The sequence below is a fragment of the Neptuniibacter sp. QD34_54 genome (assembly GCF_047778055.1).
GTDB lineage: Bacteria > Pseudomonadota > Gammaproteobacteria > Pseudomonadales > Balneatricaceae > Neptuniibacter.
Window position 1 is genome coordinate 2895394 of record NZ_CP180546.1, and the last position, 13031, is coordinate 2908424.

15 protein-coding genes are annotated in these 13031 nt (G+C 43.0%); 5 read left to right on the top strand and 10 right to left on the bottom strand.

Annotated elements, in window-relative coordinates:
* Positions 1–2 precede the first annotated feature (2 nt).
* Positions 3–725 (top strand): phosphoadenylyl-sulfate reductase, encoded by a 723-nt coding sequence (locus ACMXYP_RS13160; protein ID WP_415882096.1) that lies wholly within the window; start codon positions 3–5, stop codon positions 723–725.
* A 359-nt stretch (positions 726–1084) separates the two neighbouring features.
* Positions 1085–2509 carry a siroheme synthase CysG gene (gene cysG / locus ACMXYP_RS13165; RefSeq protein ID WP_415882097.1) on the top strand — a complete coding sequence of 475 codons (1425 nt, stop codon included), beginning with the start codon at positions 1085–1087 and terminating at the stop codon, positions 2507–2509.
* 377 nt (positions 2510–2886) lie between these two features.
* On the opposite strand, the gene ACMXYP_RS13170 is transcribed toward cysG, so the two are convergent.
* The gene (locus ACMXYP_RS13170; RefSeq protein ID WP_415882098.1) at positions 2887–3066 is read right to left on the bottom strand and encodes a PCP reductase family protein; all 180 of its coding nucleotides are present in this window, start codon (positions 3064–3066) and stop codon (positions 2887–2889) included.
* A gap of 200 nt (positions 3067–3266) precedes the next feature.
* Between ACMXYP_RS13170 and ACMXYP_RS13175 the strand changes: the two genes are divergently transcribed.
* Entirely contained in the window at positions 3267–3707 is a 441-nt protein-coding gene (locus ACMXYP_RS13175; RefSeq protein ID WP_415882099.1) for a BLUF domain-containing protein, read from the top strand.
* Here ACMXYP_RS13175 and ACMXYP_RS13180 read toward each other — a convergent pair whose 3' ends face one another.
* Together ACMXYP_RS13180 and ACMXYP_RS13185 are read right to left on the bottom strand one after the other, a co-directional pair.
* Positions 3708–4997, bottom strand: a complete 1290-nt coding sequence (locus tag ACMXYP_RS13180; RefSeq protein ID WP_415882100.1) for a DEAD/DEAH box helicase — start codon at positions 4995–4997, stop codon at positions 3708–3710.
* 36 nt (positions 4998–5033) lie between these two features.
* A complete protein-coding gene (locus ACMXYP_RS13185) occupies positions 5034–6479 on the bottom strand; it encodes a PLP-dependent aminotransferase family protein (protein WP_415882101.1) in 1446 nt (481 codons plus the stop codon).
* A 112-nt stretch (positions 6480–6591) separates the two neighbouring features.
* Here ACMXYP_RS13185 and ACMXYP_RS13190 point away from each other — a divergent pair, with 112 nt between their 5' ends.
* Positions 6592–7188, top strand: a complete 597-nt coding sequence (locus tag ACMXYP_RS13190) for a pyridoxamine 5'-phosphate oxidase family protein (RefSeq protein ID WP_415882102.1) — start codon at positions 6592–6594, stop codon at positions 7186–7188.
* 68 nt (positions 7189–7256) lie between these two features.
* On the opposite strand, the gene ACMXYP_RS13195 is transcribed toward ACMXYP_RS13190, so the two are convergent.
* A complete protein-coding gene (locus ACMXYP_RS13195; RefSeq protein WP_415882103.1) occupies positions 7257–8474 on the bottom strand; it encodes an alpha/beta fold hydrolase in 1218 nt (405 codons plus the stop codon).
* Positions 8475–8715: 241 nt separating this feature from the next.
* Between ACMXYP_RS13195 and ACMXYP_RS13200 the strand changes: the two genes are divergently transcribed.
* Positions 8716–9681 (top strand): ABC transporter substrate-binding protein, encoded by a 966-nt coding sequence (locus ACMXYP_RS13200; protein ID WP_415882104.1) that lies wholly within the window; start codon positions 8716–8718, stop codon positions 9679–9681.
* Positions 9682–9788: 107 nt separating this feature from the next.
* On the opposite strand, the gene ACMXYP_RS13205 is transcribed toward ACMXYP_RS13200, so the two are convergent.
* The 6 genes from ACMXYP_RS13205 to ACMXYP_RS13230 form a co-directional block, all read right to left on the bottom strand.
* Entirely contained in the window at positions 9789–9965 is a 177-nt protein-coding gene (locus tag ACMXYP_RS13205) for a hypothetical protein (RefSeq protein ID WP_415882105.1), read from the bottom strand.
* Between the two features lie 183 nt (positions 9966–10148).
* Entirely contained in the window at positions 10149–10541 is a 393-nt protein-coding gene (locus ACMXYP_RS13210) for a hypothetical protein (protein ID WP_415882106.1), read from the bottom strand.
* Between the two features lie 144 nt (positions 10542–10685).
* A complete protein-coding gene (locus tag ACMXYP_RS13215; protein WP_415882107.1) occupies positions 10686–11339 on the bottom strand; it encodes a transposase in 654 nt (217 codons plus the stop codon).
* 137 nt (positions 11340–11476) lie between these two features.
* Positions 11477–11839 carry a hypothetical protein gene (locus ACMXYP_RS13220; protein ID WP_415882108.1) on the bottom strand — a complete coding sequence of 121 codons (363 nt, stop codon included), beginning with the start codon at positions 11837–11839 and terminating at the stop codon, positions 11477–11479.
* A 165-nt stretch (positions 11840–12004) separates the two neighbouring features.
* On the bottom strand, positions 12005–12337 hold the full coding sequence (locus ACMXYP_RS13225) for a hypothetical protein (protein WP_415882109.1): 333 nt from the start codon (positions 12335–12337) through the stop codon (positions 12005–12007).
* Between the two features lie 248 nt (positions 12338–12585).
* Complete coding sequence (locus tag ACMXYP_RS13230) at positions 12586–12783, bottom strand: hypothetical protein (protein WP_415882110.1); 198 nt, start codon at positions 12781–12783, stop codon at positions 12586–12588.
* Positions 12784–13031 lie beyond the last annotated feature (248 nt).

A 13031-nucleotide genomic window follows, 5' to 3' on the forward strand; every position in this document is an offset into this window, starting at 1 on the left:
TTATGAGTGAGCAAATTACTGCAGAGCTACAAGCAAAGGTTGAAGCCGTTGCAGCTCTACTTAAAAAAGGTTATCAGGATCACGAGGGATCCCTAGTCTTTGCAAATAGCCTAGGTGCTGAAGACGTAGTTATCGCTGATCTGATCAGCAAGTTCTGCCCTGAGATCAACAACTTTGTATTGGACACAGGCCGCCTGCCAGAAGAAACACTTAAGCTTCTTGCGGACGTGCAAAAGCAATACACCAATGTAACATTTAACGTTTACTACCCTGAGGGTGCGGACGTTGAAGCTTATGTTGCAGAAAACGGTGTTAATGCATTTTACGAGTCACAAGAACTACGTAAAGGCTGCTGCTTTGTTCGTAAAATCAAGCCACTAAAGCGTGCACTTTCTGGCAACAAAGCTTGGATTACAGGCCTTCGCCGCGAACAGTCAGTCACTCGTGACGAGATCCAGTTCGAAGAGTGGGATGAAGGTAACAATATGCATAAGCTAAATCCTCTGGCGGATTGGTCAGAGAAAGAGGTTTGGGCATATATCAAAGCGAATGATGTTCCATACAACGAACTACATGACAAACACTACCCAAGCATCGGCTGTGCACCATGCACACGTGCGATCTCTATGGGTGAAGATGTACGTTCTGGCCGTTGGTGGTGGGAAAACCCAGAAAACCGCGAATGTGGCTTACACCCAGCAACGCCACTAAATTTTAAAAAGTAATACCTAAGAGATAGCAGGAAGCTTTCTCTGACAGGAGATCCCCCTGCACCATTCAGCAAAACTGTTTGGTGCAGGATCATCTTAATTCTAAGATGCACCATTTTTAAGCACCGGAAACCAGCACGCTCCAATTCGGTGAATTAACTCCCTTTTCTATACGCCCAAAACATAAATCTACTGGTAAACTTAGACATATAACTACGGTTGGTTACGGCACTGTTTAGATGTGTACACACCTCATTACCAGATAGTGGTTAAACCAATCATTCTTAGGCATATAGGTTGCATAACTTATTTATAAATAACGACAACCGACCTCTCAGGCAGATAAAACCTGAGTAATTTTCTGGAGAGATTTCGTGGATTACCTACCGCTATTTTTTAAGCTGACCCATCAAAAAGTCTTGCTTGTAGGTGGAGGAAACATAGCCTTACGTAAAGCTAAATTGCTGTGCAGAGCAGGTGCTCATGTGACCGTTATCTCTCATAAGGTATGTGACGATCTACAAGACCTTTTGGATGAAAACCAAGGAACGGCGATTGTTGGTGAATACCACGCAGCTCTACTCGATGACAAAATTTTAGTCATCGCTGCTACGGATGATAACCCGCTTAACGAGCGTGTTCATTTCGATGCAGTCGAAAGGAATATTCCGGTAAATGTTGTCGATAGCCCTAAGCTTTGCACCTTTGTATTCCCTGCCATCGTTGATCGTTCCCCTGTTGTGATAGGTATATCTTCAGGCGGTAGTGCGCCGGTACTTGCTCGTCTACTTAGAGCTCGGTTGGAAACATGGATTCCAAAGTCTTACGGTAAACTTGCAAGTATCGCGAACCATTTCCGAGATCAGGTAAAAGAGACCTTCAGCACCGTAAATCATCGACGTGTTTTCTGGGAAAACGTACTGCAAGGCCAAATAGCCGAAAAAGTGTTCGCCGGTCGTGATGAAGAAGCGGCGAGAATGATCGCTGATAAACTAGCAAACGAAGACCCTGAACACCAAGTAGGCGAAGTTTACCTTGTCGGCGGCGGCCCTGGTGATCCAGAACTACTGACATTCAAGGCTCTACGCTTAATGCAGCAAGCCGATGTAGTGCTCTATGATGCGCTTGTATCACCTGAGGTTTTAGACCTTTGCCGTCGCGATGCCGACCTGATTTTCGTCGGTAAAAAGCGGGATAACCATGCAGTTCCGCAAGAAGGTATCAATGAGCTGCTAGTTAAACATGCAAAACTAGGACAACGAGTTGTTCGTCTAAAAGGCGGTGACCCCTTTGTCTTTGGCCGCGGCGGCGAAGAGCTTCAAACCCTTAAAGAACATAATATCCCTTTCCAAGTGGTACCAGGCATCACAGCTGCTAGTGCTTGCTCAACATTTGCCGGCATTCCGCTGACTCACAGAAACTATGCACAGTCGGTTAAATTTGTAACCGGTCAGCTTAAAAACCGGACGACTGATCTGAACTTTAACGAGCTGGTCCACCCTAACCAAACGGTTGTTTTTTATATGGGGCTACATACCCTACCTAAGCTAGCCGCTAAAATGATCGAACATGGAAAGCCTGCGTCTACACCAGCCGCAATCATCTCCCGTGGAACCTCCGCTGATCAAAAAGTACTGACCGGTACTTTGGATACGCTGCCTCAGTTACAAGAGGAAGCTAAGCTACCGGCACCAGCTTTGATCATCGTAGGCGAGGTGGTTGAGCTACATGAAAATTTAAGTTGGTTTGGCGAAGAAGTATTAGCTCAAAACCTAACGCCAGTTAAAGCCGAACCTTAATTTTCTATAGGAAATACGATCAAACCAGTTACCCCCAAATTCTGGGGGTAACTCTATTTAAAACCCGTGGATATCTTTGGTTTAGATCGCCATAGCCCTCGTTATATCTAGCCTCAAAGCAAATGCTGCTTTTCTAAACACGTTGCCAACAACATCACTTCCTTAGCTATTATTCAACCAGATAAACGGCATTGTGAGTAAATTACAAACGGAAATCTGCACTGATATTTATCAGGGAGACGAGGCTATCGCTGACTGAGGTTATCGAGGGGATAAAAACATAGAAGGAAGAAAGTTTGGTCACAGGCAGAATAACCTGCTTTGAGATAAGCGGTTGAGCAATAGCATGGTCAACCGCTCTTATTGAGGCTAACCGCTTACTTTTGGCTATCCATCTGCTTTTTCTTGACCTTATCAAGCAACTCTTCGGTGATACGCTCTAGGCCTTGCTGACGAGCAGCCTTCTCTACTTTATGACGAATTAGCTTACGTACAAAGAAAGGTGCTGCATCTACACGCTGTTTCGCAGCTTCGTCCCACTCTAGTTTGCCTGACATTACTTTTTACCAATTAAGAATTAAAGCCGCACATTATACGCACTCTGGCCTGAACAGAAAACAGACAGTGTCTGTTGGGTTTTACTCAGCAATTTACTTTTCCACAGTTAGAAAGGAACTATGCTGTAGATGTATCCATAGATCCTTACAGGGAAATGATCCTGCTTGTCACTACGTGCAGATATTACGTGGAGCTTTATATGTATCGCCTCATCTATAAAAGTGAACCCATTAACAAAATGGATTGGGAACAAGTCCGCAACATTCTGCACCAAAGCGAGAAAAACAACGAAACAAATGAGATAACAGGTGTCTTACTGGCTTCTCAGCATAACTTTCTTCAAGTAATCGAAGGACGCTATGAATCTGTTAATAAGCTTTTTATGACACTAGTGCACGATCCAAGGCATACGAACATTCAACTTATCTCTTTTGAACTCATCGACAGCCGGCTTTTTGCAGGATGGGGGATGAAAGGTCTAGGTCTACTCGACTTTAATACCGATCAAGTCGAGCAACTAAAAGCAAAATACGGCGAAGATAAGGGAGATATTCGCTTCCCTCTCGAAGGCTGGAAAGCACTTGCTTTAATCGATGACCTTAAGATGATGCAAGCGCTCCCCGAATGGAAACAAAGCTAATTATTTCTTAAATAAACCCGGTCTAATGGCACGTTTGGATGTATCAGGCTGGTAAGCTTCTACTTGTTCCCGCTTAACTTGTTTTTTACCTTTCGCTGGGCGCTTCTTCATTGGCCGATCAGCAAAGTCTTCAATCTCTATGCGTTTACCGTTCTCGATTCTTGGAACCGGTCTTAATCGAATTTTCTGTTTAATCAGTTGCTCAATACGCTTAAGAAAGTCTCGTTCTGCTGGTGCAACTAGAGAGATCGCTTCGCCACTTTCCCCTGCTCGACCTGTTCGGCCGATACGATGCACATAAGCTTCTGGAACATTCGGCAGGTCGTAATTCACAACGTAAGGTAGAGCCTCGATATCTAAACCTCGCGCTGCAACATCAGTAGCAACCAGAACGTGTAATTCGCCACTTAAAAATTCTTTGAACATGCGCTCACGCTCACGCTGAGTTTTGTCACCATGAATTGCAGCGGCGTAGATATCTTCTTTATTCAGATACTGTACAAGCTCATCAACTCGCTTTTTAGTTCGAGCAAATACTAGGGTTTGGCCCCACTTCTCTTCTTGAATCAGATAACTCAGGATCTCAGACTTATCACTGTTATCCACAGAATAAGCGATCTGCTTCACTTGTTTCGCCGTCGAGTTACGCGGAGAGACTTTGATCTTCTGTGGATTATTGAGGTAAAAGTCGGCTAATACTTCGATGCTTTCATCTGCTGTCGCGGTAAATAAAAGCGTCTGGCGAGGCTCTGCAGCATAATCCATAATCTTTTGAATGGGATCGATAAAGCCCAAATCAAGCATTCGATCCGCCTCGTCCAAGACTAAAAACTCTAGATGATCGAGGTTAATCACTTTTTGCTGTAACAAATCTAACAAACGCCCCGGCGTTGCTACCAGAATATCGGCACCGCGTTTCAGTTTACGAATCTGGTTATCCAGACGTACGCCGCCATAGATAGACATCACACGCATACCTAAAGGACGGCCATACTCCAATGTATTATCTGCCACTTGAATGGCCAGCTCACGCGTAGGCGCTAAAACTAGCGCTCTAACTTGACGGTAGTTTTGTTGCGGCGGTGTTTTACTTAACTTTTCAATGATAGGCAAAGCGAAGCTAGCCGTTTTACCTGTACCCGTTTGCGCTTCCGCTAATAAATCTTCGCCTTTTAACACTAAAGGGATTGCTTTAGCTTGAATCGGAGTTGGCTGGGTATACCCGAGTTTTTCCAAACCAGTCAGCAGTTCAGGGCATAAATTCAGATCAGAGAAAACAGGGGTAGTCATCGCAACAAAGTACTCACAAGTTATAAGCTGCTCATTTTAACCTAACTTAGAGTGGCTCCGAACATTTTTGTAGTGTTTACCGATTAACTGAATACCTTGTCTAATCTGTTCTTCCGACTCAGCACAGTATCCAATCACCAAACCATTTAATTTCGGCCCCTCTTGGGTATAGCCCGATAATGCTCTTACACCCAAGCCATCTTGTTTTAGCTGTTTAACCAGTCGCTTGTCGTCTATCCTATCTGGCAAACCGAGTACCAGATGCATTCCTCCTTCAGCACCCAAAATAGGCAAGTCAGACAAACAACTAGCTTTAACCTCTTGAGATAGAATGTTAAGCCGCTTCTGATACAAACCACTCATCTTTTTGAGATGCCGCGCAAAATAGCCTTGCTCCATAAACTCAGCCATCGCCACTTGAGAAACGCCGGATAAACCTCCATCCATATAGCGCCGCGCTCGATTAAATAAAGGCACTAAAAGCTCAGGTAATACCACATAACCTAAGCGTATTGCAGGAAACATTGAACGACTAAAAGTCCCGGTATAGATGACCCGTTGATAATCACTGATTGCAAATAGTGAAGAAACAGGATGACCTAAGGCAAACTCTGAATCGTAATCATCCTCTAAAATCCAAGCATCTTCCGTTTCAGCCCATCGAATAACCTCTAACCTTTCAGCAAGCGATATCGTATGCCCTAAAGGAAAGTTACGAGAAGGCGTTAAACTCAATAACGCTGCCTTCTGATTTAACGGATCAATTAGAGGAAACTGAACCGTATCAATCTTGCACCCCGCTGCTTTAAAAGCACCAGATATCCCCGGAAACCCCGGAGTTTCAACCACCACCCGATCACCTGAATTAGTGAGTAACTGAGCAACCATATAGATCGCTTGCTGAGAACCTGAGGTCACCAAAATCTGATCAGCTTTTACCTCTATTCCTCTGTGTCGCAATAGATATTTTGAGATCTGCTCCCGCAATCTTAAATCACCTGCCGGAGGCGATGAGTCTAATGACTTAAACGATGCCGCTCTCGCCAAACAGCGCTTCCATTGTTCTATCGGAAACTGATCGACTGCCGGTATTCCCGGTTGCAGTAACTTTCGCGTATCAGGATTTAAAGGCGTAAAGCCCAAGAATTGCTTTGCATATTCAGAAATCGACAAACCGGGGTCTTGCTTAATTTTCGAAGGCTTATTTCTCAACACTGACTCAGGCAAGTGAGCGACATAACTCCCTGAACCAGTCACCGTTTCCACATAGCCTTCGGCAACTAACATTTCATAGGCAGTTTTAACTGTATTACGGGCAACACCAAGCGCACTCGATAACTCACGAGTTGCAGGTAAACGAGTACCACCAGCCAACGCCCCCTGCAAAATCGCCAACTGAAGACGTTTAAAAATAACCTGATATAGAGTCCCCTCATCAACGTTTACAGGGGACTTAAGAATGTTTAGCAGCTGCGCACTCAACAAAATTGGGCCCATTAAATATACAAATATTGGATCTCACATAGACCAATTATAACCTTTACTCTTCCACCATCTAAACCAATCAACCCATAAATATGAGGAGGAGACGCAGATGAGTCACTTTACCCCTACGCCAAAAACACAGGTTAAACGTGGGTTGAAAAAAGCGACCTATGATCAAGAAACAATTTATCAGATCATGGATGAAGCACTTGTCTGCCATGTTTCATGCAATTGGCGCGAGCAAACAATGATTCAACCAACACTCCACTGGCGTGAAGGCGATTACCTCTATATCCACGGTTCAAGTAAAAATGGGTTATTCCAAGCATTACTCGCCGGAGAGGAAGCCGCAATAGGGATTACCCTGCTGGATGGTTTAGTATTTGCGCGGTCTGCTTTCCACCATTCAGTCAACTTTCGAAGTGTAATCATGTATGGCAAGGCTAAGCTAATCGAAGAAGAACAGGAAAAGCGTCGACAATTAGACTTGATGCTAGAAAAGGTCAAAACCGGAAGATCACAAGAAGCGAGACAGGCCAATGATGTCGAGCTCAAAGCCACTGCGGTTTTGGAATTTAAAATCGAGCAAGTTTCAGCAAAAGTTAGAACCGGAGCACCTGTGGATGAACCTGAAGATATGGAATTGGATGTTTGGGCGGGTGTTCAACCTATCCGCCAAGTATTCGATGAGATTATTTACGAATAGGTAGATCTATATGAAAGGTTTTACAGCGCTATGCTGTAAAACCTTCACTTACCTAGCCATTTGAATGGCTAGCTAGATAACGCGGTCTTAATATTGATCTCACCTTCCAAGGTTTTATGAACGGGGCATCGATCTGCAATATCAAGCAAACGTTGTCGCTCTTCCTCAGATAAGTCACCGATCAGCGTTATACGCCTCACAAACTGATCTACTTTGCCCCCTGATTGTTCACAGCTAGAACAATCCTCTGCATGGATTTTGTCATGGATAACATCCACCTGCACATGCTCCAGTGGCAACTGTTTATGACGCGCGTACATGCGAATCGTCATTGAGGTACAAGCCCCTAAACCAGCAGCAACTAATTGGTAAGGTGTGGAGCCTAGATGATTACCGCCATAACTCACCGGTTCATCTGCAATTATATGGTGACCTGCTGCGCTGATATCCTGAGTAAAACTCTCCGGATCAGCTTCACTTACCCGAACAACACCCTCAGGGGCATTCATCTGTTTTGGTAACAGTTCAACGTCTATATAACGCTGCACCCAAGTTGAAATCACTTCAGCGGTATACTCGGCATCCTCAACACGCGTAAGCAGATGATCAGCATTATCTAGGGTGATAAAGCTTTTGGGGTGTTTAGCCATTTGGAATATACGTGCGGCATTATCCAAACTTACGGTTACATCCATGGGTGCATGCAGCACCAGTAGCGCTTTTTTCAGATGCTTAACCTTAGTCTCTAAGGATACATCTGAAATATCGTCTATAAATTCACGGCGAATGGTAAATGCCCTACCACCCAGCTCCACTTCTGCCGAACCTTGGTTACAGATTGTATTTACATGATCACCAAAATTATGAATAACATGTCCAGGTTCAGCTGGAGCACCAATCGTAACTACAGCTTTCGCCTCTGCTATTCTATCTGCCGCAGCCAAAACTGCGGCACCACCCAGAGAGTGACCTATCAACAATTGCGGTGCCTGATAGTTTTCTCGTAAGTAATCAGCCGCTAATGCCAGATCGGCTACGTTAGAACTAAACCCCGTATTTGCAAATTCCCCACCCGAATGCCCCAAACCGGTAAAATCAAAACGAAGCACAGCGATCCCTAAAGATGCTAGACGTTGAGCTATTCGCCTAGCGGCAGGTATATCTTTGGAACAGGTAAAACAGTGCGCAAACAATGCATAAGCAGCAGGTTTGCCAACGGGTAGATCCAAGCGAGCCGCTAGCACTGATCCATCGTGGCCTTTAAATTCTAAACGCTCTGTTTTCATGTTCATTCCTCACAAACTCAACCAATATAGAAACAGTATTCATCAAGCATTCAACAAGCTCCATTTGCTTCTCTCTATAGATTGGATAGGTAAGATTTATGACCTAAGGTTTTAAAAATTGTTCAAGCACTTAGGCTAAAGAGACTGAGAAAAGCTCACTATTAAATAGTAATAGCTAAATGGAATGCTGTTGGATACCTGCCTATATTGAAAATAACACTCGCAGGCAGATGAGTCAGAGATGAAGCTATTTACAGGGATCTTACTTTGTTGCTTTTGCTTACCGGCATATTCTCTCGATGTATTTTTTGTTCATAGCTATCACCATGCCTACCCTTGGGTTCAGGAATACTATACCGCGTTCAAAGATCGCTTAGACACCGCAAGTTTAGAAGACTATCAAATGGATACTAAACGTATCCCGCATCGAGATTTTCAAACGAAAGCAAACGAGGCAATCCAACTTATCCAACAAAAAAAACCGAAAGTGGTGGTCGTATCAGATGACAACGCTCTTCGCTTAGTTGGCAAACCTGCGCTTCAACAAGGGTATAAGGTTGTTTTTCTAGGGATAAATGGTAATCCAAGGCTTGTTCTTCCACTCACAACTAACCTTGCAGGCGTACTAGAGCGCCCTCTTTTAAAACGTTCCGTAGCGGAGCTTACACGCATAGTGCCTAAATTAAGAAGAATCCTAGTATTGATGGATGATGGCCCTACAACTACAGCTATTATTAACACATCTTTCGATTCTAAGATGCGTCAAGAGATTGCAGGCGTACAAGTCAATGTCAGACGCTTCAAACACCTTCAGGAATGGCAAACTGAGATTGAACAAAGCAAAGCTAAAGGCTACGACCTGATCATTATCGCCAATTACGCAAAGTTATTGGATAACAATGGAGTCGCGGTAGAGCTAGATGTAACGAGCCGCTGGAGTAGCCAACGCTCACAAATCCCCTTATTCGGTTTCTGGGGATACTCTATAGGCGAGGGTAAAGCAGTAGGCGGGCTCGTCCTCTCAGGCGCCGATCAAGGCAGATCCAGTGCAGAGATAGTCAATCATTATCTTAGAGAACAACGTTTCCCTAATCCGCCTATCGTTACTCCCAAGAAAGGACGATATCTCTTTTCAAAGTCAGAACTTAAACGTTGGCAACTTAAGCTACCTACTGATATCGAGCGTCAGGTTGAGTGGATGGATTAAAGGCTAGGGTCAGAGTAAAACCCCATTCAACTATCCTTTGCCAACAATCGACTCAAAACCAATTGATGGCTAGCAGTTTCTATTTGAGTTTTACTCTGACCCCAGACCTACAATCGAGTAAAAACCACCGTCCCTTGAACAAATCCCTCTTGTTCTAACTTCGATAAATCAAGCTGCTCTATAAGGATCAAAGCGCGCTGGAATATCGGGATACTCGACATCAGTTTATTAAACTCTACTTTGTTAAATTCGACTCTAATCACACCCGGTGCGCTTTCTTTCATCGCATCAGGCCTTAGACCTCTACGGTTAAAAATCTGCCTTAACTCTTGGGCTGTTAATAAACCACATGGACTAGGGTCATACATGGACTGGGGGCAGAGTAAACCTCCATTAACTATTTCGTACCACCAGCCACTTCGTAACTAATTCATGGTACCAGCTTCGACATGAGTTTTACTCTGACCCTAAATATTCTGGTTTACAAAACGAATATAGTCACCTACATTATTATGAAATACAAACCCTTCGCTAACCCCACACTTACCTTTATGGTAGTCACTTGACCATGAATCTGTTGCATTTATAGTAATTTTCTTATTTTGAGAAAATGCCATCATTAATAATGACGAAGTAAGACTATTATCATAATCTCGACCTTCCGAGCTGTAATAATCAGCATAAGTGCCAAACCATAAACCATCTACTTTAAACTGGATGGTTCTTATCCATTTATGATTTCCATGTCCTGTACCACAAATCTTTAACTCTTCAATTACACCCGTAGCCTCAGCTGCATTTACAGTAGCTGGGAGAATTGAACAAGAAGTTAAAATCAAAGAACTTAATAATTTTTTCATTTCTAATATCCTTATTTTACAGATAGGGTCAGAGTAAAATCCCTTTAACTATTTCGTACCACCAACCACTTCGTAACTAATTCATGGTACCAGCTTCGACCTGAGTTTTTCTCTGACCCCATATATATATTCAAGCCAGTTAACTTAATCCACAGAAGACCGTAATTTCTCCACCTGAGTAACAAACTTATCATTACCCAGAACCAAGCCTTTATTAGCGGCCTTTCGAATATCAATCAGCAAATCTGCGCTTACTTCGCTACGAAACATTGCACGGTAAGCCTCTTGCCTTGTGAATCCATCTACACCCAAACCCAAATAAATACTGTGTTTGGTTAATAAATGGCTTAGAACACCTAGGGCATTACCCCGATAACTAGACCAACAATAATCAGCCGGGTCGTCCACCATACACGCCCTTACAGGGTTCAACTCAATATATCGATGTAAATGCAGCAAATATTCATCAGCATTAACTAAACAAGACTTAAATCGCCCTTCCCACAATGTACCAGAACGTTTATAGGTGTAATTAAAGTAACGAACATAACTACGACCTAGATCTTGCATCATCTTGGAAATGCCAGATTCAATCTTCGGTGTACATAAGATATGCACATGATTAGTCATCAAGACCCAAGCATGAATTTCAACGCTATATTTACAACTATATTTTTTAAGCCAATATAGATAAGCCTTAAAATCCTCTTCAGTGGCAAAACAAACTTGCCGGTTATTCCCACGCTGAATCACATGCTGTGGAATACCTACCGGCATAAACCGTAATTTCCTCGGCATAACATCCCCTTCATCCTTGAAAGGTTTCTTTAATGGGGTCAGAGTAAAAGCCCATTAACTATTCTCGTACCACCAACAACTTCAAAACTTATTCAGGGCACCAGCTTCGACCTGAGTTTTACTCTGACCCCAAATACCTAGTTCATTTCAACCAATACATAATCACCTTTTGTAGACCAAATCATATTAGCTGAAATCCCACATGCTTGCGTCACATTATAATTAGCTCTGACTGTAACTGGTCTACTCGTTGAAGCTGCTAAAAAAACTAGAGACTGAGTTACCGAATCACTTGTATTTTGATCAGTTCTATACGTGCCGAATGACCCAAACCAATTTCCATCATCTAACTTAAAAAATACATAATTCACTCGCCCTGTCCCATTGCCTGTGGGGCAAATTTTTATTTTCTCGATATATCCATATCCATCTTTTGCATATGCAAGGCCCGAGAAAGAAAGCAAAAAAACCATTCCGATAAGAGCATTTTTAATAAACATAAATTTCCTTTTTAATTAGTTCCGGTATAAGCGATGCGGGGAACGGGGTCAGAGTAAAACCCCATTAACTATTTCGTACCACCAAAAACTTCAAAACTTATTCAGGGCACCAGCTTCGACCTGAGTTTTACTCTGAACCCAAACATCCTTTGATTTAACAGATGCCTATTTAATAACCTCAATTCTTTCTAATTTTGGATAACCACTTATACAGCCTACCGTATATATTTTAACTTTAGCCCCTGTCGATAAAGCAGCTAGAGATGCAGAATACAGATACTCAGACATTGGCTGATCTATTTTCCATCTTGGCTTTTTATTGTAAGTACAGCCTGTATTAACAGGAATAACTTCTGAATTGAGCAAAAGAATGATACTACCAGCAGTATTATCAACTACGACTCTTGATACTGTATCTTCAAAATGTGCATCCCAGGCATTAGCTGTCTGAGACAATAAAAAGAAAGATGATAAAATGGGGAGAATGAATTTTTTCATTTTATTAGGTCCATCTATTTAATCGATTCGACTGGGGTCAGAGTAAAACCCCATTAACTATTTCGTACCACCAACAACGTCAAAACTTATTCAGGGCACCAGCTTCGAGCCGAGTTTTACTCTGACCCCAAATATCACGGCCTGAGTTTTACTCTGACCCCAAATATTCACAAAACTAATTCAGGGCACCAGCCTCGAACCAAGTTTTACTCTGACCCCAAATATCCACTCTGACCCCAAATATCCACTTATATTTTGCCACAGACGGCTTCAAGCTCTTCCTTAGTCGGTAGCTGAGTGCCAGCCTTCTTTATTTGCTCTGCAACGCATGCGTTGTGGTTATTGAGGTCAGTGCTCTTCTTTTCTGCCAATAGGCCAGCACTGAGCAAATAAATGCCATATATGACCAATGATGCAGCAAGGCCCACCATCGTTTTCTTTACCATCTATTGAATATCTCCGTGATAATGCCGTGGGGAACGGGGTCAGAGTAAAACCCCATTAACTATTTCGTACCACCAACAACGTCAAAACTTATTCAGGGCACCAACTACGATCCGTAGTTTTACTCTGACCCCAAATATTCAAACCCCATTAACTATTTCTTACTACCAAACACGTCAAAACTATTTCAGGGCACCAGCTCCAAGCCGAGTTTTACTCTGACCCCAAATATTTTCACAAGTATTGAACA